Below are 19,474 nucleotides of genomic sequence, written 5' to 3' on the forward strand. Positions count from 1 at the left end.
TCAACCTCCCTGCACGGTGATGCGGCCGGAGGCCCGGCGCCACAGCCAGAGGACGCCGGCAAGGAACAACGCGGCCCAGGCAAGGCCCAGGCCGAAATGAAGCCAGACATCGGCCATGGAAAGCCTGCCGAGATAGACCGCATTGGGATAATAGACCACCCAGGCGAAGGGCAGGTGGCGGGCAATTGTGGCCAGCGGTTCGGGGAAGAACCAGAACGGTATCAGCAGGCCCGAGAATAATTGAAGCAGGGCGCCCAGGATCCAGTCCAGCGAGAAGCTTGTCATCAGCCAGAAGGCGACGAGGCCGAAGAGCGCCGACATCAGGAACAGCAGCGTAAAGGATAGCGCCCAGAAGGCGATGAACATCAGGCCATCGAACAGGCTTGCCGGCGGCAGCATGCCGTAAAACAACGCGGTGAAGGCGACGGTCGGAATGACCTGGGTCATCAGGCGATAACCAAAGCTGCCGCATTCGTTGGCGAAGAGATAGAGCGGATAGGATAAGGGCTTGAGCAGCCAGACTGCGACATCGCCCGTTTTGAGCGACCGGCCGATCTCGCCGATGATCCTTTCGGGGCGGGTTGCGCCCATCACAGCGCCGCCGAGCAGCGCATAGGTCACCATCTGCTGCAGGGAGACCCCGTCGACCACGATTGCGCCGACGCCGGCATAGGCCGCCTGCCAGATGGCGACACGCGCGAAAACCTGCACGAGTTTGCCGAAGATATTGGCCCATACTTCGTTGCGGTAGGCGAGTTGCGAATGGAAGGAACTGCGCGCGAAGGCGAAATAGGCGCTCATGATGCCCGGGCCTTGGCATTGCTACGCTGGTCGGCGTTGCGGCGCTGGTAGAAGGTGCGGATGACCTCTTCGATGTCGGGCTCGTGCAGCGCCACGTCCTTGAGGTCGCGCCCGCTACCGACCTCCGACAGGATTGCGACCAGCGAGATGTCTTCACGCTCGATGAGATAGTTCTTGCGCAAGCCCTCGTCGCTGACGAGGGCCGCTGTGCGCAATGGGAGCGGTCCAGGGTCACTGGCAAATTCGAGTGTCAGCCGCCGGGCAGAGCCCAATGCCGCGCGCAGGCTCTTCAACTCGCCGTCGAAGATGAGCCTGCTGTGATCGACCATGATCAGCCGCGGGCAGATGGTCTCGATGTCCTGCAGGTCATGGGTGGTGAGAATGATGGTGACGCCGCGCTCGCGGTTGATTTCGGCGAGAAAGCGCCGAACCGCATCCTTGGCGACCACATCAAGACCGATGGTCGGTTCGTCCAGAAAGAGGATCTTGGGGTCGTGCAGCAGTGACATCACGATCTCGGCGCGCATGCGCTGACCGAGGCTGAGCTGGCGCACCGCGCGGTCGAGAAAGGGCGTCAAATCCAGCAATTCGCTGAATCGCCGGAGATTATCCGCATAACGCGCGACGGGGATATCATAGATGCGCTGGTGCAAGGTAAAACTGTCGACCAACGGCAGGTCCCACCACAGCTGGCTGCGTTGGCCGAAGACAACGCCGATCTCGCGCGCATTGTCCATCCGCCTGAGATGTGGCGTCCGGCCGAGCACCGAGAGCGCGCCGGCGCTCGGCACCAGGATGCCGGTCATCATCTTGATCATCGTCGATTTGCCGGCGCCATTGGGGCCGAGATAACCCACAGCTTCGCCCGCCACGATGTCGAAACCGATGTCGGAAACGGCCAGGACTTCTGTATATTCGTTGGTCACCAACGTCTTCAGGGCGCCGAGCAGGCCCGGAAATCGCTTGTGCTGCCGGAAGCGTTTGCTGACGCCCCGCGCCTCGATCAAAGCCGTCATGTGTATTTCCTCGAGGGTAATTCCAGCCGATTCGGCAGCAGCATCCAGGCTAACGCGGGGTGCGGCCAGTTCAAGCAAAAGTCGCTTTTTTGGCGTTACTCAATCGAACCTGGCCTTTTGCGTTGACAGCCATGATCAATCGATTCCTGCTAGGATCATGAGGATTCTCGCAATATCCGGCAGCGCCCGGCTCAATTCTACCAATACGGCTATGCTGCGGGCGATCCGTGCCATAGCGCCCAGTGATATCGAGGTTTCGATCTTCGATGGCGTCGGACGGTTGCCGGTATTCTCGCCTGACCTCGAGGGAGAATCTCTACCGGAGGCGGTGCGGGATTTCATAGATGTGATCGCCAAGAGCGACGGGGTGATCATTGCCAGCCCGGAATATGTGCGATCCATCCCCGGCGGCCTCAAGAATGCGATCGACTGGCTCGTATCAGGAGAGCAGATCGTTCATAAGCCGATCGCCTTGCTGCACGCCTCGCATCGGGGCGACGACATGCTGGCGGGTCTTCGCACCGTTCTTGGGACCATCACCGACCGTTTCGCGGAGGATATCTTCCTCCGGCTCCCTTTGATGAAACTGGATCCAGCCGAGGTGCTTCGAAGCATCGAGACAGCGGAGAACCGTTCCAGGGTGCGGGCCTATCTTCACGCATTTTCGGCCTATTGCGGGGCAGACGCCGAGACTGCCTGAGGCTCGCCTCTCCATCATCGAACCTCCATCAGAAGGCCGCTCTCGAACGCCGATTTGTCGTGAAGGGTGTGCAGAATGACAAGCGGGGCTGCGAGCAGTGCGGCGAGGATGAAGGCGGAGAGGAAGTGTCTCGTCAGGAGACGAAGGATAGGTCGGATCATCTTGATCTCCAGCTGCCGCGAATATTCTTTGTGCTGGACCTCAACAATTGCAGCAGCATGACCGGCTGCCTTGCAAGCTCCGCAATGCTGCTGCAACCCTTGTGGCAGACAGAGGGGGTGAGCGAGACAATGGACGGGCGATGCGGATACTGCTGATAGAGGATGAGAGGGAGCTGGCCGAGGCGCTGTCGGCCGCGCTCGGCAAACATGGGATCGTCACCGACCACACGATGCATCTGGCAGACGCCGTCGAGTTGACGCGGCAGAACCTCTACGATGCGATCCTGCTTGACCGGCGCCTGCCTGACGGGGAGGGGCTGAGCTTCATTCCGGAGCTCAGGCGGACGGGCAAGGATACGCCGATCATCGTGCTGACGGCGCGCAACGAACCGAAGGAGCGGATCGAAGGCCTCGACCTCGGGGCCGACGACTATCTCGGCAAGCCGTTCCTGGTCGAGGAGCTGATGGCGCGGTTGAGAGCCGTGCTGCGGCGATCGCCTGAACTGGCCGAACTCAAGATCACTGCCGGACGGATGGTGATCGACCCACTGCATCTGAGCGTCACCGTCGATGCCGTGCCGCTGGACCTGCCCCGGCGCGAACTTCTGGTGCTGGCGGCACTCGCAAGGCGCAAGGAGAAGACCGTGCTGCGCTCGACGCTGGAAGCGGCTGTCTACAACTACGAAGAGGAAATCCAGTCGAACGCGCTCGACGCGCATATATCGCGGCTGCGCAAGCGGCTGATCGATGCTGGCGCCGGCGTCGCGATCCATAATATTCGCGGCGTCGGTTACCTCATGAAGGAAGAATGATGACCAAGGCGCAATACACCAATCCGTCGCTTTGGTGGCGGCTGAGCTGGCAACTCAGCATTGTATTCGTCGCCGTGGTGGCGGCGGTGATCTTCGGTCTCTGTGTTTATGGTGCGACGATCCTTTCTCCCAACGTCGCGCTGGAGGATCATGTCACCGCGGTACTGGCCCGGTCCGTCGCGCTCGATGCGCAGGGCCAGCTTGAAATACGCGATACGCCAGAGCTGGCGTCGCTCAAGGAGCAGTATGACGGGCTTTGGTATGTCGCCGCCACGACGAACGGTTCTTCGGTATCCTATGGCGCCATTCCTGCAGCCTATAGTGAACTTGCGCATCTCACCCATTTGTTCCAGGGCGCAGACATCAGGGGATCGGTCGGCACCAACGAGATCGCGTCCGTTGAAAACGTGGAGACTGCCATAGGCGAGCTCCGAGTTCTGTTTGGCGGCGTCGCCGACAAGGGTTGGCCCGTTCTTGTCCTTATGGGCGCCGTCTATCCGATCTATGTCTCGCTGCTCACCGTCGCCTTGCCGGCGGTTTTTCTTGCCGTTCCGCGAATTGTCAGGCGTGCCCTGGCCAGTGTCAGCGAGGTTGCCCGCAAGGCATCGGAGATCGAACCTCGCCGCTACGATGCACGCCTGCCTCTGGACGGCATCCCCAAGGAGGTGGCCCCGCTGGTGATTGCCTTCAACGAGGCGCTTGACCGGCTGGAAAATGAATTCCGCAAACGGCAACACTTCCTTATCGATGCCGCGCATGAACTCAGGACGCCGATCGCGATCATGCAGACGCGGATCGACGGAACACCCGAGGGTCAGGACCGCAGGCGATTGCTCGATGACGTCGCGCGCCTCGCCGAGACTGCCGAACAACTGCTCGATTTCGAGCGTAACAATCAGGCGATCGATCTGCACGAAACGATCGATCTCGTCGAAGTCGCCCGAACGGTCGTTGCCGATCTCGCGCCGCTGGCGATTGCCGACGGCTATCAAATCTCGTTCCTGAGCGAGGCGGAGAGCCTTGAACGCCGGGGCAGCCCTTCCGCCCTGCCGCGGGCGATGAGCAACTTGGTGCGCAACGCCATCGACCACGGCGGCAACAGGGGGATGATCACGGTTTCGGTATCGCGCTCGCCTTCCGGCGGCGGCCGGATCAGTGTCGCCGACGAAGGGCCGGGTATTCCGGCCGAACATCGGGAGCTGGTGTTCGAGCCTTTCTATCGCGTCACCCCGAAAAGCAGGGGCGCCGGTCTCGGCCTCAGCCTCGTCAAACAGGTCGCCGCAAACCATGGCGGCGAGGTCAGCATCGAGAGCAGTGCTGCCGGAACGCGGGTGACGATCGAACTCGCATAGGTCAGGCCTGCTTGAGTAGAATCCACCTTGGTTCTGATCAGGAAAGGCTCTAGGAAGCGATCTGTAATGTTGCGGCAATTGTCGACCGCCACTTTCGCCCGACACTAGAGCGCCGCGCGTCCGACAAGACGCGCTAGGACGCTCTAGCACTTTAAACTGCGCATGATCCTTTCCGAAAATCGATTTCGATTTTAGGGGTTATGCGCTATCGGCGACGGAGGCCAGACAGCGTGCGCAGCAATCCATTCCCATTTTCCTTCCCATTGGCGTCGAGAGGCTTGTCTCTCGCACTGCCCTTGGCGCTCGCCATGGCCGCGGCCGGTTGCAGCTCGGTGCCACTGAAGGAGGCCGGCACGCTTTCTTCCTATGGCAATCTCGGCGCGCCGAAGGGCAAGCTGTCGAAATCGCGCGTCTATGTCGATGGGACGCGCCTTAGCCCGGCAAAGACGGTGAGCATCGTGCCGACGACCTTCGCCTTCGACGCCGCGACCCGCGTCAAATCGGACGCCGACCGCGTGATGGTGGCGAACGCGCTGGACCGGGCGCTCTGCATTTCGCTCAGCGACAAATATCAGCTGGTCTCAGCCGGCCAGCCGGCGGACCTGACAATCCGCTCGGTCGTCACCGACATCGTGCCGACCAACAAGGCGATGGCCGGTGTTTCGACCGTCGTGACCGTCGGTACCGGTTTCGTGCTGCCGGTCGGCGTGCCGCGGCTGCCGGCCGGCCTGGGCGGACTGGCGGTCGAGGCGGAAGCCGTCGACAGCGGTGGCGTGCAGCGGGCGGCCATCGTCTGGTCGCGCGGGGCAAACTCGCTGCAGAACAACCCCCGCGTTTCCGAAGTCGGCGACGCCTATAGCCTGGCTTCGAAATTCAGCAGCGAGTTTTCCCGCATGTTGATCAAAGGCAAGGAGCCGAAGGGATTGGATATCTCGCTGCCGTCGGGGCAGCGGATGAAATCGTGGCTCGGCGGAAAACCGAAATACGCCGCCTGCGACGCCTTCGGCCGACCGCCCGGACTGATGGGGGCTGTGGCTGCCAAATACGGCGCGCCGCCGCAATGGACCGAGAAGAAGCCGAAACCGGCCGCGACCTATTGAGAGACGATGTGCGGCGGCGCCGACTGCCCCCGCGACCAGCACTCAGCCCGCCCCAGGCTGACGGGACGGACGGAGCAAAGGCGGGCAAGGCCTGTGCTCCGTCCGTCTGGAATTCCGTCGCGCTTCATTTCAGCTGGCGGTTCCGGGCCTCAGCCAGAAATACAGTTTGATCTGATCGGGCCTGTCGGAGGGATTCGGGCCGCGCATGAACAATTCGCCGCCATTGCGCTCGATCACCCGCCGCGAGGCGTCGTTGTCCTCGTTGCAGAGGACGACCAGGCGGTCGAGGCCTTCCTTCGATGCCACAGCCATCAGAAGGCTCAGCGCGGTGGTCGCGTGGCCATTGCGCTGTTTCCACGGTACGACGGAATATCCCACATGGCCAGACACCTCGGGCGGCAGCTCCTCGGTGCCCGCTTGAAAGCGGAGGCTGATGCTGCCGCAGAATTCTCCGTCCCAGATCCAGAACAGACGGGTGGTGAGAGGCGGCGATCCGAATCCAGCCCGCTGTCTACCATCAGGAATGAGATCGTGGAGAAACCCTAATCTGTTCTGGCGCAGCCGCTGAAGCTCGCCGTGAACATAGGCCTCATTGCCCGCGCAGCGCGGATCGGGAGACCAGCCGGCGGCAAGCGCCGCTTCGAAACCCGACAGGTTTTCCAGATCCGGCTGCAGCAGGACGACGCGGCCGGCGCACTTTGCTGTTTCTCCAGACGTCATCTAGCACCTAGGTTCGCGTCGCCTAACCAAGTGTGCGCCCCCCACTCGCGTAGACAAACACGCCCCACTGGCGATTGGAAGCCGTGCAACGGGCTTTCGGCCATCAAAAAAGCCCCGCATTTCATGCGAGGCTTGCTCTGATGGATAGGTCGGACTAGCGGCACTGGCGGCGCGGGCCGTAGTTCGGCTGGTAGGTATTGTCATAGGCGCGGTAGGACCGATAGCGGGAGTAGCAATAATCGGCATGTGAGCTGTACCCTTGCGAGGTATAGGCCCGCGGCTGCGAGGCAATGATGCCGCCGATGAGGGCGCCGGCCGCCAGACCGCCTATGATGGCGCCGGTGTTGTCATTATGGCGCCAGCCGCGATCGTAGCGTCGATACGAGCCATAACGGTCGTCGCGATAATAATCCCGGTCGCGGTAGTGGTGACGGTTGCGATACCACCTGCGATTATTACCGAACTGACCCGGGCAGTTTGTGAAGTTATTGCAGCCGACGGTCATGATGCGGGCACCGGTATTTCCCGGTACCGGCTGCGCCGCCGATTGGACCGGGCTCGGCACGAAGGCCGGGCCTGCCGAGGCCGGCATTCCGGAGAAGGCCGTCGCTATCGACAGGGCAATGATGGCGAATCTGTTCATTTTACTCACCTTGGGTCAACGGATGTATCGAGGGGGTAACGCAGCGGAAGGGAATAGGTTTCATTTTGGGATGGAATGAGGCGGCGTATGTGCGTTTTTGCTAACATAATAGGCCTGTGCACCACTACCGGACGTCAGGAACCGACCGGTCCTAAAACGCTGGACAGCTTCGCCACCGCCAATGGGCGGGAATGTCTGAGAAGATCGCACCGACGACGCGGCGCAGACGAACTTTACTCTTATCGGAGCTCAATGTCGGACGGCTCGTTCGGGGGGCGGCATGTGCGTCGAAAGCGCGACATTGATGGCACCAGCGTGCGACACCATCCGTCGGGCATACGCCTGGCCCTTCGGCTATCCGATCATGCGGCAGCCAGCCGGCTCGTCAGCCTTTTCGACCAAGCCATCACTGGGCGCTCCACCATGATCCACGATACCAAAGCGGTGAGTACGGATAACGATCCAGCGACGAGCATCGTAAGCGGGCCGCGCGAGAAGAAGTCACCGACGCCAAAACGGGCGCTCAATGCAAAAAGAACCGCCCAGACCGGAAGATGGAAGAGATAGGCGCCGTAGCTGATCCGGCCCAAGCCGCTGAGAGATCTGTTCGCAAGGATTTTGAGAAACTGCCCTTTTGAGGCCACTGCCACGATTGCGGCCAGCGGCAAGACGAGGGCGGCCTCGAGGACGACCCATTGAACGAGGTTTCCCAAGTCAAAAGCGATTTGCATGATAGATCCAGCCAAACCGACCGGTACTGACAACCAGAGGAGCCATCGCGGAGCGCTCCACCCTTCTGCAGACAGGAACGACAAAGCGGCACCGGCCGCCAAAGCATCGATTGAATCGAAAGGCAGCGCATTGGCTTCATCAACCTTGCCGAGGGCAAATGCGCAAACGCGGTAGAGTACGGTGCAGGAAACAAGTGCGCCGCATAATTTCAGAAAATGACGGGACGGCAACGCCAGGATCACAAAAGGCCAAATCAGGTAGAATTGCTCTTCGACTGCAAGTGTCCAAAGGTGCCCTAGTGCCCAAGGCTCGGACCCGTGCGTTGCATACCAGATGTTGGAGAGGAACAATGCATGCCACGGCAACGACTCCTGCATCATCGGGAGACGTAACGGGCCTGCTGCCAGCCAACAAAATCCCAGCGTCAGGAAGTAGGGTGGCCAAATTCTCGCTGCTCTTCGCGCGAAGAACACAGTTATACCAGCCGTGTGATTATCGTGTCCCTTGACGTCTAACAGAATGTTTGTGATGAGGAATCCGCTCAACACAAAGAAGAACCGAACTCCGAGGTGGCCAAGGTTCGAGCTTTCTTGCCAGAAATGAGAATAAAACACTGACAGAAGTGCAAACGCTCGTAATCCGTCTAGCTGATGCTCCCGCAATCGACACCCCGATGCTTAAATCTCACAAAAGATACAGGACGTTTCCTTGGTGGCGATAATAAAGCTCTTCGAAAATTGCAATGTCAAATTACTCCTGCAGCGCATCGCTACCGGCTGATTTGCTAGAGCTACACAGCAGGCCGCTGGCGCAGCACTACTCGCTCTATAACGACAGGGGAAATCAACGGGCTGGGAGGCGCTGAGCGAGAGGCTGGCGCGGGCCGGGGTCTGACACGGGTGCCAGGGATATCGTCATTGGATGTCATCGAAGGACGTTGACGCCATAGCAATCTCTCTTGAAATCATAGAGCGGTTTCCGATGTTCAATATTAATACGGCGGTCAACCTCATGTGTAACGAAGTCTTAACTTCGTTTGGTAACCAGATATTAAGACTTTCCTTGAGCCGTGTTGCTGTTTCTGTTTTCGTACGCCGGCAAATACTCTGAGATAAGGGTCTTCCACATGGCGCAACCGACGCAATACATCATCATGGAGCCGCTGGGTGGCATGACCGATCTCGACTCCATACGCATGAGGCTTGCCGAGATCGGGCTGGCCCGCGAGGCGTTCTCCCTGGATTCGGATGTAGGCCGGCTCAGGCTGACCTTCTGGGAGCCGGATCGAATTGAGGCATTGCGCATATTGGCGCGGCTGGATCATTCCAATCCATGTTGATCGGGCACCCTCCGGGAAGAGAGAAACGTGACGTGTGCGATCGGCAGAGAATAATTTTGAAGGGGAGCAAAGACAAAATGACAACGATCAGTTTTCAACGTCCGAAGCCATCGGTGTGGAGCCGCTTGGTCGAGGCGCTTCGTGCGCTGTTTTTCGCTGGCGTATCCGGAGAATGGCATTGGCACGGCAATGTCATGCGTCGCCGGCTTTCCGACGGCACGATTGTGACCAGAGAGCCGACTCCGGGGGAGATTTACAACAGGGACAGAGGTCTGGCTTCGTAGGGCCTTCCCCGCGGCGCGCTTTTCACCTTGCCACCATCGCCCTCTCTTCGAGGGTACGATCACCAATGGCAGAACTGACGCCGAAGCAGCGCCTGTATGTGGCGGAATATCTGAAGGATTTGAATGCGAAGCACGCGGCGATGCGGACGGGGTATGGCGGAAAGTCGCGTGCCAATGGCAATCGCTTGATGCGAATGAGGCTGTGCGGGCGGAGATTGAGAGAGCATTAGCGCCACGTCTTGCCGAGATGGAGACTTCCGCCGAGTGGGTGCTTGTCGCCATTGCCTACGTCGCGTTTGGTGATGTCCGTGACGTGTTCGATGACCAGGGGCCGCTGAAGGCGCCTTCGGAGTGGGATGAGCGGACGGCGGCAAGCGTTGTGGGGCTGGAGATCGGCACCTCGGCCAAGGGCAAGGGGGAGGTGGTGCATGCGGCGAAGATCAAGCGGGCGGACCGGTTGCGGGCGCTGGATATGCTGGCGCGGCATCACTCGCTCTATAACGACGGGATATTTTTACAATCATTCGCGATCCCGCAACGCGGTTTCAGCCGCTGCAGATTGCGGTCGCATCCGGCCACGGCATCGGCAAATCGGCCCTCATGGGCGATGTCCTGCTGGAATGAGGCGACGCTGGCGACGGACGGCCAATACCGACACGCAGATGCACCAAGACGGCCGGAGATATCGGCAAATGGGTTCCGCTCTTCGATCGCGTGCAGGCGACCTCGGTCCGCGCCCGGGAAAAGGCGGTGTCGGACTCGCAGCTAGCTCGACGTCTCGCGCTATCAGGCTCACGTTCCGCCGGCCAGCAATCGGAGCTGGCTTTCGTCGTGCACACCCTGGCGGTAAAGCTCGATGATGAGGGCGCCCAGACGGTCGGCTTCCTTGCTTGATCTGTCGATCTTTGACCCGCTACAGAGAGCTTCATGAACACGCCTGCACACATCCAGATCTTCGGAGGCGAGCGGTTCGTCCCGTGTGCTGAACAGCTTGTCTGACATCGCAATTTGCCCTTTTTGGATGCCGTGAATCGCTTTCGTGAAAAGATAATTTCGCGATGTTTGCTCTGCAAGATGGGCGAAGGTCCGAAATTCAAAAAGAATTCGGGGCACGCACGGAAAGACGCGGGCGTGGGCGGCAGGGCATGGATATGAGATCGATCGGCGTGCCGATCGGATAGTGCGAGTGTGGGATCTACTTGGTTGCGGGGTCCTTGGCGCCCTGCTGTGACAGGCGCAGCTCTTTCAGCCGCTTGGTTTTTTCCCGGCGGGCTCGCTGCTCCGCCTCGATGGTTTCCTTGGCGGCTCGCTCGGTGTTTTCGAAACGATCCTGCCGGTAAGCCTTTGATGAGGGTTCACGTTCTCTTTTCATGGCCGCTAAACGCAAAGCGGCGAAAACGGTTTCATCGGAAATGCGTAACTGGCCGTCAATCGATCGACGTGGCCCGGCGGCCTGGGCGTGGGACGGCAAACAGCCAGTCACCATTTATAATTCACTCTGCCGGTCGTATCCGTCACGTGCGTTCGCACCTTTCCCCGCTGCAGCTTGCTGTTTTGGCCGATCGACCTCTGCTGCGCCGATTTGGCCAGGCATTTGACGGCGTGACCGGCTGCGTTCCTGCAGGGTGCGGCGGAGGCGGGGTTGGCGGAGATCATGGCGATGGCGATTGCCGCAAGCAGGTTGATACGGAGCATCGGAATTCACCCAGTTTAGCCGCGTGGAGATTAAATTTGGTCATGCCGATGTCAAGCCGCTCATGGTAACCGGGCGCCTCGTCGGCGCCCGGTAACATCACGGATCAACCTTTGATGAAGGCAAGGATGTCGGGATTTATGATGTCGGCATGAGTGGTGCACATGCCGTGCGGGAATTTCTCGTAGACCTTCAGCGTGGCGTTCTGCAGCAGCTTGGCCGAGAGCAGGGCGGAGTCAGCGATCGGCACGATCTGATCGTCGTCGCCGTGCATGACGAGGGTCGGTACGGTGATGATCTTCAGGTCTTCTGTGAAGTCGGTTTCCGAAAAGGCCTTGATGCCGTCGTAATGCGCTTTGGCGCCGCCGATCATGCCCTGGCGCCACCAATTGTTGATGATCGGCTCCGACACTTTCGCGCCTGGTCGGTTGAAGCTGTAGAACGGGCCGGCCGGCAGATCGTAATAAAACTGCGCGCGATTCGCGGCGAGCTGCTTGCGCAGGCCATCGAAGACTTCGATCGGCAGGCCGCCGGGATTGGCATCCGTCTTCACCATGATGGGCGGCACGGCGCCGATGATGACGAGCTTGGCGACACGGCCCTGCGGCTGGCCGTGGCGGGCGACATAATGGGTCGCTTCGCCGCCGCCGGTGGAGTGGCCGACATGGACGGTGTTCCTAAGATCGAGATGCTCGACGACGGTTGCGGCATCGGCGGCGTAGTGATCCATGTCGTGACCGTCGCCCACCTGGGTGGAGCGGCCGTGGCCGCGCCGGTCATGGGCGACGACGCGGTAGCCCTTCTCAAGGAAGAACAGCATCTGGGTATCCCAGTCGTCGGAGCATAGCGGCCAGCCGTGATGGAACATGATCGGCTGGGCGGTCTTCGGCCCCCAATCCTTGTAGAAGATCTCGACGCCGTCCTTGGTTGTGACTGTGCTCATCTTTCGGCTCCATTAATTGGGGTTGGATTCATGCGGTCAGAAGTTTGCGCCGTTGCCGGCAGAATTGGCAAGGCCACGAGCGCCGTTGCGCCGGAGGCTTGGGGCAAGTAGGTCGCGCCTTAGGGGATAAGTCGGCTCTGAATATGCTGATGTGCTAATTGAATGGCTCTTTCTATTCTATTGATATAACAGAAGTTTGTATGTCTCTGCGCGACGGGCGCACAGCACCCCATCTCGTATGAAGGGACGGGGATTTGGCGATCCTCGCCTGGCTGCTTCGTGCTGCGAACATTCTTTTGATCCGCGGTATGTCGGCCTGTTCCACTCCTCAGGCAGGTTCGTCATGGGTAGCGAAGGCAGCTGATTTGACGGGCGAATGTCTGCAATGAGCCAATTTTTGGCCGTGCGTTCAAGATATCTGTTCGGGTAGTTCAGCATATCTATCCGGGTAGGCGTGTTGACATTCTCTGCGTTGCGCGCATTGCAGACCGCCGCCGGCGCTCACTTGAACACGGGTCTATGCCCAACCATCTAATCCTCAAACAACACCACAATGGCGAACCTTCGCAATCGCGACCGCTTCGCCGGCGGCGGGACGGCCGTTATTGCCGCCTGAGGATCAAATAATGGGTTACATGGATAAGGACATAGCGCCTCAGAATGATGGGGCGCTGATCGATGCCTATTCGCAATCGATCGCTGCAGCAGTCGATATCGTCGGGCCGGCAGTCAGCCGGATCGAGAGGGTGGGTGGCCGGCAAGGGCACGGGTCGGGCTTCGCTGTCTCGCCTGACGGTCTGATCATCACCAACAACCACGTCGTCGACGACTCCAAGGTGGTTCGCGTCACCACGCCTGACGGCTTCGTTACCGAGGGCCGAGTGCTTGGCCGGGATGTGGATACCGATATCGCCCTCATTCGCGCCAATACAAGCACCGGCGCCTGGGCGAAGCTCGGAGATTCCCAGCGCCTGCGCAGGGGGCATATCGCAATCGCGATCGGAAACCCGCTCGGCTTCGAATGGACGGTTACCGCCGGTATCGTCTCGGCGCTCGGCCGGTCGATGCGGGCAGCCAGCGGCCGGCTGATGGACGACGTCATCCAGACCGATGCGGCGCTCAATCCCGGCAACTCAGGCGGGCCGCTGGTGTCTTCGGGCGGAGAGGTCATCGGCGTCAATACCGCCGTGATCCAAGGTGCGCAGAGCATCGCCTTTGCTGTGGCGTCGAATACGGCCAATTTCGTGGTTTCGGAGATTCTCCGTTATGGCCAGGTCAGGCGCGCCTTCATCGGCATATCAGGCGATACGATTGTGCTGCCGCGCCGGGTGGCACTCGCCGCTGGCACGGCACAAACGACCTCCGTTCGCATCCGGCGCGTCGAAGCCGATGGGCCTGCGGCAAAGGGAGGGCTGCAGGAGGGCGATTATATCCTCGCCATCGACGGCAGCCCGGTCGGCGGCGTCGACGATATCGTCCGATTGATGGATGGCAGCAGGATCGGGAGGTATACGGAGATCCTGGTGTTCTCGGTGGCCGGCCGGATCGAGAAGAAGATCTTGCTACCGATGGCGCGGTTGTGACGCCGCTTCGCGTCAGGCGCTGACCGCCTCCTGATCTGTTCCCGAAAAATCCACCGCCGCAAAGGCGGCCGCCAGCACTTCCGGTCCGGCGCCGGTTTTGGCCGCGTCGGTCGAGAGGATCTGGCGGTAGCGCCTTGCGCCCGGCAGGCCGGTGAAGAGGCCGACCATGTGGCGCGCCACGTGCTGCAGCCGGCCGCCGCTGGCGATGTGGCGTTCGGCATAGGCCATCATCCGATCGCGCAACGCTTCCCAGTCCGGTTCGGCCGCAGGCGCACCGAAGAAGCGCTGGTCGATGTCGGCAAGGATCGCGGCATTCTGATAGGCGGCGCGGCCGAGCATGACGCCATCGACATGGGTTAGGTGGGTTGCTGCCTCGTCGAGCGTGCGGATGCCGCCATTGATGCCGATGAAGACATCGGGCCAGCGTTGTTTCATCCGGTAGACGATGTCGTAGTCGAGCGGCGGGATTTCGCGGTTTTCCTTGGGGCTCAGGCCCTTCAGCCAGGCCTTGCGCGCATGGATCCAGATCGCATCGGCGCCGGCATCGAGAACGCGGGTGATCAGCTCGGGCAGCGCCTGTTCCGGCTCCTGCTCGTCGACGCCGATCCGGCATTTCACCGTCACCGGCACGGTCGCAACCCTCTTCATCGCCGCGATGCATTCGGCCACTGTCTCCGGCGTCAACATCAGGCAGGCGCCGAAGGTGCCCGACTGCACACGGTCGGAGGGGCAGCCGACATTGAGGTTGATCTCGTCATAGCCATAGGGTTCGGCGATCTGCACCGCGTCGGCAAGCTTTGCCGGGTCCGATCCGCCGAGTTGCAGCGCCAGCGGATGCTCGGCGGCGTCATGACCGAGCAGCCGCTCGCGCGGGCCGTGGATGATCGCATCGGCCACCACCATCTCGGTATAGAGCAGCGCCTCGCGGCTGATCTGCCGGTGGAAATAGCGGCAATGCCGATCCGTCCAATCGATCATCGGGGCGACCGCAAAAATTGGCCTCTTCTGCGTCATAGATGTTCCATCGTTCGTTGTTCCCGGGCGCCGCACTGCGGTGCCCCGCTGCCTCGATGCAGCGCCATATGGGCGGGATCATCCATAAGCGCGCATATAACACTTGCCGATGTGATCGACAAATCGAGCGCCAAAACAGAAACAGCGCCCCTTGCGGAGCGCCGTTCATGCCGCGTGAGCGGAAGTCTGACTTACGAAGCCGAGATGTTGACGGCCTTCGGGCCCTTGCCCATGCGGTCCGGCTCGGTGTCGAAAGTAACCTGCTGGCCTTCGCGCAGCGACTGGATGCCAGAAGCCTGCAGCGCAGAGATATGGACGAAAACGTCCTTTGCGCCGCCATCCGGCGTGATGAAACCAAAACCCTTGTCCTGGTTGAAGAATTTTACGGTGCCCTTGGTGGCCATTGGGATCGTCCTTTTCCCTTAGTCTGTGTAGTATCCGCGCCCCCGAGAGGAAGCGGACGGCTTTAGCTTTCGCCCCGATCGATTGGGACGAAGGGTCAGTCGGAGAAGTCACGTACGGGGAAAGAACGTCTACGTAGGCGGGTATTCCCGCGCCGCCTTCCAAACGGAAGGGATTACCACATCAGTCCAGTCACCGGCATGCAAATGCCCGAGTAAGTCAATTCGTGCCAGCATTTCGGGCAAAAAGCAAGCGGGATTCTTTTGGCATACCTGCATCGATGTCGGGAAATGCCGAAGATTCAGATACTTGACGGTGGGTTAACGGATTCTTGCCCGGCTGTGCCATCGTGGGATTCCGTGCCGAAACGGGATGACGGGCGGATTCGATAGCCGGCATGGATTTGTTCGTGGGGCGGTCGGGTCGACAGGCACACCGATCAGCCCTCATGGTGGGTGAGGAACGGAGCAATCGATTGCAGTGACAAACGCAGGGTCGCCTCGAACCACAAGGGCGGGTGATTGGGCCGCCCGCCTACTGCGCGTCACCCAGCAACGCGCTCAGGCTCCATGGATTATCACCCTTCTGGTTGGCGATGTCGTCGACCTTCCAGCCGCCATGTTCACGCACCAGGGTGTAGAAGAGCGTCACCTCTTCGCCGTTTTCGAACTGCACCTCCACCTCGGCCTTATCATCCAGCAGGATCGGTTGGCCGATCCTGACGTCGCTGGCGGCGCCGTCCTGGCCTGCGATGACGGGATCGAAATCGATCGCGCCGACATCGCCCTCCGGCGTGTTGTCGAGATCGGTCTGGAGGAGTTTGTTCAGGTGGTCGGAGAAGAAGGCGGAATAGGGCGAGGGCGCCTCGGCGTCGCTGTTGTCGGTGTCGTAGCTATAGAGCGCCTTGAGCAGCGCCTTCGGCGTCTTGTAGGTTGCCGCCGATGCGGGCAAGGCTGCGAGCGCCGCCATGGCCAGGGCGAGGATGAATGTGGGCAGGCGCATGCGGGCTCTCCTCGGATGGGCAGGAAATCATAGCGGAATCGGGCGTGGAGGTGGAGCGGCATTTTTGGAAGGGTGCCCGGGCACGGCCGGTGCCTGTGGCGATCGCCAGGAAGTTCGGCCGGTGGGAGTTGCCTGACGGCAAATCCCACCTTTGTGTCGACAGCGTCGGTGACGCATCTCGGCGTCCGCCGGCTATCCCATCGCGCGGCTAGATCAACGCCTCATGCGACAAGCTCGAAAACGACGGCTCGAAGACGTCCTTTACGGCCACCGTGAAATCGTGGCTGGTTGCGTTTCCGGCCGCGTCATAGGCCTCGGCGGTGAAGGTCAGGCTGTGGGTGCTTTCGTAGTCGATCACAGCCTTGGTCTGGATCTTGTTACCGACGAGTTTGAAGGTACCGTCGGCATCGTCCGTCAGCCGCCATTTCACGGCGCCGCCTTCCGGATCGACCGCCGTGAGGAGGCCGACCGAGGTGCCGATCGCGACATTCTCGTTGACCGAGTTGCGCGAGAAGGCGAGATTGGTCGGCGCCTTGTTGACCGGCGTCTCGTTGACGTCGAGGACGTTGATCGTGATGTCCTTTTCGACCGTGACCTTGCCATCCGAAACAGCGACCTTGATCGTGTGCGACTTGTCCGTCTCGTAGTCCAGAGCCTTCGAGGTGACGATACGGTTGCCATTGATCCGGAAGTGGTCGTTGGCTCCGTCGATCAGCGTATAGGTGAGCGCGTCGCCATCGGCGTCCTTGGCGCTGAGCAGGCCGACCGTGGTCCAGATCGGTGTGCTCTCCAACAGGGAAGTTTTCGAGAGCTGTATATTGATGGGCGCGCTATTGCTGCCGTCGGGCGTGAACTTTCCCTTGGCGAAATCGTAGACGCCGTCGGCAAAACGGGCGAATTCAACATCGGTCAGCGTATCCTTGCCCTCCAGGGCGCTCGTCAGGATGTGGCTGCCATTGTTCAACGCGAAGGAGTATTTGGCGAAATTCCCTGAGAAGACTGCCGTATCGATGCCCGCACCGCCCAACAGCACGTCGTTGCCGGCGCCGCCTTCGAACCTGTCATTGCCGCCGGTTCCGAAGAAATAGTCGTCGCCGCCACCGGTCTTGACGTCAATGCCGAAGGCGGTGCCGAAAATGTCGACGTGGCGGTTTGCCAGCTCGTCGGAGAGATCGGCATGGGCGCTGTCCGTCAAAGTCAGTGCGAGGACATCGTTCTCGTAGCCTGGCTTGTCGTATTTGACGATCTTGTCGAAGCTTTCGAACTGGGCGGCCGAAGCGAGAACCTCGGCTCCCGCCGTTTCAAGAATTTCGACGTTCTTGATCGTCAGGCCGGCAAGCCCGATGAATTCCATGCCAGGGCCTAACGTGGGCTTGATAACTTGCAGCGTGTCGGTGCCTGCGCCACCGTCGATCACCCCGGAAATCGCGGAAGAATGTGTCTGCAGGTTGATGGCATCATTGCCATCGCCGGCGTCAATATCGAAGGTCTCAGGAGCGGTGGAAAGGTTATCCCCATCAGTGATCTTGTCGTCGCCCGCGCCGCCCCTGATAACGTCATTTCCAACGCCGCCGAAGATCTGGTCGTTGCCGTCGCCGCCGGTCAACTTGTCATTGCCGGCATAGCCGTTGATCACGTCGTTGCCCGCGCCGCCATCGAAGGTGTCGTTGCCGTCTGTGCCCTCCAGTTTGTCGTTGCCGGTACCCGTCGTCACGTCGATACCAGAGACGTTGCCGTATATCTGTGCCTGACGGCCAGCGAGCTCGTCAGAGAGATCGAGATGGGCGCCGTCCGTCAATCGCAGGAAGACGGCATTGGTCGTATTCGAGTTGATGATCGTATCGAAACTTTCGAATTGGGCGGCCGAACCGACACCCGCAAATCCCGCTGTATCAAGGGTTTCGAAGTTCTTGATCGTCAGGCCACTCAGATGGCTGGCTTGCAGCTTGTCAGTGCCCGCACCACCATCGACTATTCCGGAAAGCGCGGTGTCGTCGTTCTGCAAGATCACGAAGTCATTGCCGTCGCCGGCATCAATGTCGAAGGTTTCGGGGTTAACGGCAATCATTTCGCCATCGAAGATCGTGTCGTTGCCAGTGCCGCCCCTGATGACGTCATTGCCCGCGTCGCCTTGGATGGTGTCGTTGCCGGCTCCGCCAGTCAACCGGTCATTTCCCTCATAGCCACGGAGTGTGTCGTTGCCTCCGCCGCCATCGAGGGTGTCATTCACGCTGGACCCGAAGAGCTGATCCCATGTACCGCCGGTCGTGACATCGATGCCGGTGGCGTAATAGTCAGCGTAGATGGAGACCGCGCCGGGTCCCAGCTCTTGCGAAAGGTCGAGATGGGCGCTGTCCGTCAACCGCAAGGTGATGCCAGAGGTGGAGCCGGGACTGACGGTGGAGTTGATAATCTTCTCGAAGCTTTCGAACTGCGCGGACGATCCGGTAACGTCGAATCCGCGCGTGTCGAGGATTTCGAAGCTTTTGACCGTCAAGCCGGTCAAAATGGTGGCTTGCAGCGTGTCGACACCGGGACCGCCATCGACTTTACCGGAGGGCGTAGCGCCAAACAAACCCTGCGACAACTGCAAGGTGTCCTTGCCTTCACCCGCGTCGATATTGAAGACCTCGGTAGTATTCCCTACATCGACAATAAAATCGTCGCCTGCACCACCCTTGATAACGTCATTGCCGGCCTCGCCGAAGATCTTGTCATTGCCGTCGCCGCCATTCAGCACGTCGTCGCCGGCTCCGCCGTGGATCAGATCGTCGCCGGCACCGCCGCTCAGCGTATCTGCGCCGTCATCGCCTGAGATGGTGTCGTTGCCGGCGCCCGTCGTAATTGTGTTATCGCCGATCGAGCCGGTCACGTTTGCGGAAACCGAGCCCAGCTGGTCGGCCAAGTCTGCCACGCCGGAACCTGAGACGGCGAGGGTGACAGCGGCGAGGGGAGTGGCTTCGGAGTGGCGGATGACGTCGTAGGCTTCGAACTCAGCGCCGGTCTTGGTAGCTGTGGCGCCGTTCGTGTCCAGAATATTCAAGGCCATGTTAAACTTTCCAGAAGATGCGTTGGATTCTGCAAGAACGGATTGTGTCTGCCGTTCCGGGTGGAGAAGGTTCGTGCGGGAGGTGTCAGCCGCCTTATTCGGAGAGGCGGCGACCGCAGGTTGGAAGC

General features: G+C 60.4%; 21 protein-coding genes and 1 pseudogene. 7 read left to right on the top strand and 15 right to left on the bottom strand.

Annotated features, from left to right (window positions below; translation table 11 throughout):
* Together BS629_RS27285 and BS629_RS27290 are read right to left on the bottom strand one after the other, a co-directional pair.
* Complete coding sequence (locus BS629_RS27285) at positions 1-801, bottom strand: ABC transporter permease (protein WP_018242553.1); 801 nt, start codon at positions 799-801, stop codon at positions 1-3.
* A complete protein-coding gene (locus BS629_RS27290) occupies positions 798-1,817 on the bottom strand; it encodes an ABC transporter ATP-binding protein (RefSeq protein ID WP_018242552.1) in 1,020 nt (339 codons plus the stop codon). Before BS629_RS27290 ends, BS629_RS27285 begins: the two co-directional genes overlap by 4 nt.
* 157 nt (positions 1,818-1,974) lie before the next feature.
* Here BS629_RS27290 and BS629_RS27295 point away from each other — a divergent pair, with 157 nt between their 5' ends.
* A complete protein-coding gene (locus BS629_RS27295) occupies positions 1,975-2,517 on the top strand; it encodes an NADPH-dependent FMN reductase (protein WP_018242551.1) in 543 nt (180 codons plus the stop codon).
* 14 nt (positions 2,518-2,531) lie between these two features.
* Here the strand turns inward: BS629_RS27295 and BS629_RS39385 are convergent, their stop codons facing one another.
* Positions 2,532-2,678: a hypothetical protein gene (locus tag BS629_RS39385; RefSeq protein ID WP_018242550.1), complete on the bottom strand. Its 147-nt coding sequence runs from the start codon at positions 2,676-2,678 to the stop codon at positions 2,532-2,534.
* A gap of 140 nt (positions 2,679-2,818) precedes the next feature.
* Between BS629_RS39385 and BS629_RS27300 the strand changes: the two genes are divergently transcribed.
* The 3 genes from BS629_RS27300 (at position 2,819) to BS629_RS27310 (ending at position 5,942) form a co-directional block, all read left to right on the top strand.
* Positions 2,819-3,490 carry a response regulator transcription factor gene (locus tag BS629_RS27300; protein WP_018242549.1) on the top strand — a complete coding sequence of 224 codons (672 nt, stop codon included), beginning with the start codon at positions 2,819-2,821 and terminating at the stop codon, positions 3,488-3,490.
* Complete coding sequence (locus BS629_RS27305) at positions 3,487-4,842, top strand: sensor histidine kinase (RefSeq protein WP_018242548.1); 1,356 nt, start codon at positions 3,487-3,489, stop codon at positions 4,840-4,842. Before BS629_RS27300 ends, BS629_RS27305 begins: the two co-directional genes overlap by 4 nt.
* A gap of 200 nt (positions 4,843-5,042) precedes the next feature.
* The gene (locus BS629_RS27310; protein WP_018242547.1) at positions 5,043-5,942 is read left to right on the top strand and encodes a DUF3313 domain-containing protein; all 900 of its coding nucleotides are present in this window, start codon (positions 5,043-5,045) and stop codon (positions 5,940-5,942) included.
* A gap of 129 nt (positions 5,943-6,071) precedes the next feature.
* On the opposite strand, the gene BS629_RS27315 is transcribed toward BS629_RS27310, so the two are convergent.
* The 3 genes from BS629_RS27315 to BS629_RS27325 all read right to left on the bottom strand — a co-directional run bounded on the left by BS629_RS27315 (position 6,072) and on the right by BS629_RS27325 (position 8,699).
* The gene (locus BS629_RS27315) at positions 6,072-6,662 is read right to left on the bottom strand and encodes a GNAT family N-acetyltransferase (protein ID WP_018242546.1); all 591 of its coding nucleotides are present in this window, start codon (positions 6,660-6,662) and stop codon (positions 6,072-6,074) included.
* A gap of 154 nt (positions 6,663-6,816) precedes the next feature.
* Positions 6,817-7,305, bottom strand: a complete 489-nt coding sequence (locus BS629_RS27320; protein WP_018242545.1) for a BA14K family protein — start codon at positions 7,303-7,305, stop codon at positions 6,817-6,819.
* Between the two features lie 362 nt (positions 7,306-7,667).
* Positions 7,668-8,699 carry an acyltransferase family protein gene (locus BS629_RS27325; RefSeq protein WP_018242544.1) on the bottom strand — a complete coding sequence of 344 codons (1,032 nt, stop codon included), beginning with the start codon at positions 8,697-8,699 and terminating at the stop codon, positions 7,668-7,670.
* 464 nt (positions 8,700-9,163) lie between these two features.
* Between BS629_RS27325 and BS629_RS27330 the strand changes: the two genes are divergently transcribed.
* A complete protein-coding gene (locus BS629_RS27330; RefSeq protein ID WP_018447183.1) occupies positions 9,164-9,376 on the top strand; it encodes a hypothetical protein in 213 nt (70 codons plus the stop codon).
* Between the two features lie 349 nt (positions 9,377-9,725).
* Positions 9,726-10,429, top strand: a pseudogene (locus BS629_RS27340) (terminase small subunit).
* 23 nt (positions 10,430-10,452) lie between these two features.
* Here the strand turns inward: BS629_RS27340 and BS629_RS27345 are convergent.
* The 4 genes from BS629_RS27345 to BS629_RS27360 all read right to left on the bottom strand — a co-directional run bounded on the left by BS629_RS27345 (position 10,453) and on the right by BS629_RS27360 (position 12,296).
* A complete protein-coding gene (locus BS629_RS27345) occupies positions 10,453-10,662 on the bottom strand; it encodes a hypothetical protein (RefSeq protein ID WP_018242541.1) in 210 nt (69 codons plus the stop codon).
* A 193-nt stretch (positions 10,663-10,855) separates the two neighbouring features.
* Positions 10,856-11,146 carry a hypothetical protein gene (locus BS629_RS27350; protein WP_018242540.1) on the bottom strand — a complete coding sequence of 97 codons (291 nt, stop codon included), beginning with the start codon at positions 11,144-11,146 and terminating at the stop codon, positions 10,856-10,858.
* Positions 11,140-11,355: a hypothetical protein gene (locus BS629_RS27355; RefSeq protein ID WP_018242539.1), complete on the bottom strand. Its 216-nt coding sequence runs from the start codon at positions 11,353-11,355 to the stop codon at positions 11,140-11,142. Before BS629_RS27355 ends, BS629_RS27350 begins: the two co-directional genes overlap by 7 nt.
* 104 nt (positions 11,356-11,459) lie before the next feature.
* Complete coding sequence (locus BS629_RS27360) at positions 11,460-12,296, bottom strand: alpha/beta fold hydrolase (protein ID WP_018242538.1); 837 nt, start codon at positions 12,294-12,296, stop codon at positions 11,460-11,462.
* 626 nt (positions 12,297-12,922) lie between these two features.
* Between BS629_RS27360 and BS629_RS27365 the strand changes: the two genes are divergently transcribed.
* Complete coding sequence (locus BS629_RS27365; RefSeq protein WP_018242537.1) at positions 12,923-13,879, top strand: S1C family serine protease; 957 nt, start codon at positions 12,923-12,925, stop codon at positions 13,877-13,879.
* Between the two features lie 12 nt (positions 13,880-13,891).
* On the opposite strand, the gene dusA is transcribed toward BS629_RS27365, so the two are convergent.
* From dusA to BS629_RS27385, 5 genes are all read right to left on the bottom strand, one after another.
* Positions 13,892-14,893, bottom strand: a complete 1,002-nt coding sequence (dusA, locus tag BS629_RS27370; RefSeq protein WP_018447189.1) for a tRNA dihydrouridine(20/20a) synthase DusA — start codon at positions 14,891-14,893, stop codon at positions 13,892-13,894.
* Between the two features lie 191 nt (positions 14,894-15,084).
* A complete protein-coding gene (locus BS629_RS27375; RefSeq protein ID WP_003540801.1) occupies positions 15,085-15,297 on the bottom strand; it encodes a cold-shock protein in 213 nt (70 codons plus the stop codon).
* 217 nt (positions 15,298-15,514) lie between these two features.
* A complete protein-coding gene (locus BS629_RS40260) occupies positions 15,515-15,643 on the bottom strand; it encodes a hypothetical protein (RefSeq protein WP_261320200.1) in 129 nt (42 codons plus the stop codon).
* 186 nt (positions 15,644-15,829) lie between these two features.
* Entirely contained in the window at positions 15,830-16,297 is a 468-nt protein-coding gene (locus tag BS629_RS27380; protein ID WP_018242519.1) for a DUF3828 domain-containing protein, read from the bottom strand.
* Between the two features lie 208 nt (positions 16,298-16,505).
* Entirely contained in the window at positions 16,506-19,346 is a 2,841-nt protein-coding gene (locus tag BS629_RS27385) for a cadherin domain-containing protein (protein ID WP_018242518.1), read from the bottom strand.
* Positions 19,347-19,474: the final 128 nt, after the last annotated feature.

This window comes from Rhizobium leguminosarum bv. viciae USDA 2370, assembly GCF_002008365.1.
In the GTDB taxonomy this organism is placed as follows: Bacteria; Pseudomonadota; Alphaproteobacteria; order Rhizobiales; family Rhizobiaceae; genus Rhizobium; species Rhizobium leguminosarum.

What these genes read in the sequence shown, in the direction of transcription:
- BS629_RS27285 (WP_018242553.1), bottom strand. Translation starts at nt 801, where the DNA reads ATGAGCGCCTATTTCGCCTTCGCGCGCAGTTCCTTCCATTCGCAACTC.
- BS629_RS27290 (WP_018242552.1), bottom strand. Translation starts at nt 1,817, where the DNA reads ATGACGGCTTTGATCGAGGCGCGGGGCGTCAGCAAACGCTTCCGGCAG.
- BS629_RS27295 (WP_018242551.1), top strand. Translation starts at nt 1,975, where the DNA reads ATGAGGATTCTCGCAATATCCGGCAGCGCCCGGCTCAATTCTACCAAT.
- BS629_RS39385 (WP_018242550.1), bottom strand. Translation starts at nt 2,678, where the DNA reads ATGATCCGACCTATCCTTCGTCTCCTGACGAGACACTTCCTCTCCGCC.
- BS629_RS27300 (WP_018242549.1), top strand. Translation starts at nt 2,819, where the DNA reads ATGCGGATACTGCTGATAGAGGATGAGAGGGAGCTGGCCGAGGCGCTG.
- BS629_RS27305 (WP_018242548.1), top strand. Translation starts at nt 3,487, where the DNA reads ATGATGACCAAGGCGCAATACACCAATCCGTCGCTTTGGTGGCGGCTG.
- BS629_RS27310 (WP_018242547.1), top strand. Translation starts at nt 5,043, where the DNA reads ATGCGCTATCGGCGACGGAGGCCAGACAGCGTGCGCAGCAATCCATTC.
- BS629_RS27315 (WP_018242546.1), bottom strand. Translation starts at nt 6,662, where the DNA reads ATGACGTCTGGAGAAACAGCAAAGTGCGCCGGCCGCGTCGTCCTGCTG.
- BS629_RS27320 (WP_018242545.1), bottom strand. Translation starts at nt 7,305, where the DNA reads ATGAACAGATTCGCCATCATTGCCCTGTCGATAGCGACGGCCTTCTCC.
- BS629_RS27330 (WP_018447183.1), top strand. Translation starts at nt 9,164, where the DNA reads ATGGCGCAACCGACGCAATACATCATCATGGAGCCGCTGGGTGGCATG.
- BS629_RS27345 (WP_018242541.1), bottom strand. Translation starts at nt 10,662, where the DNA reads ATGTCAGACAAGCTGTTCAGCACACGGGACGAACCGCTCGCCTCCGAA.
- BS629_RS27350 (WP_018242540.1), bottom strand. Translation starts at nt 11,146, where the DNA reads ATGGTGACTGGCTGTTTGCCGTCCCACGCCCAGGCCGCCGGGCCACGT.
- BS629_RS27355 (WP_018242539.1), bottom strand. Translation starts at nt 11,355, where the DNA reads ATGCTCCGTATCAACCTGCTTGCGGCAATCGCCATCGCCATGATCTCC.
- BS629_RS27360 (WP_018242538.1), bottom strand. Translation starts at nt 12,296, where the DNA reads ATGAGCACAGTCACAACCAAGGACGGCGTCGAGATCTTCTACAAGGAT.
- BS629_RS27365 (WP_018242537.1), top strand. Translation starts at nt 12,923, where the DNA reads ATGGGTTACATGGATAAGGACATAGCGCCTCAGAATGATGGGGCGCTG.
- dusA (WP_018447189.1), bottom strand. Translation starts at nt 14,893, where the DNA reads ATGACGCAGAAGAGGCCAATTTTTGCGGTCGCCCCGATGATCGATTGG.
- BS629_RS27375 (WP_003540801.1), bottom strand. Translation starts at nt 15,297, where the DNA reads ATGGCCACCAAGGGCACCGTAAAATTCTTCAACCAGGACAAGGGTTTT.
- BS629_RS40260 (WP_261320200.1), bottom strand. Translation starts at nt 15,643, where the DNA reads ATGGCACAGCCGGGCAAGAATCCGTTAACCCACCGTCAAGTATCTGAA.
- BS629_RS27380 (WP_018242519.1), bottom strand. Translation starts at nt 16,297, where the DNA reads ATGCGCCTGCCCACATTCATCCTCGCCCTGGCCATGGCGGCGCTCGCA.
- BS629_RS27385 (WP_018242518.1), bottom strand. Translation starts at nt 19,346, where the DNA reads ATGGCCTTGAATATTCTGGACACGAACGGCGCCACAGCTACCAAGACC.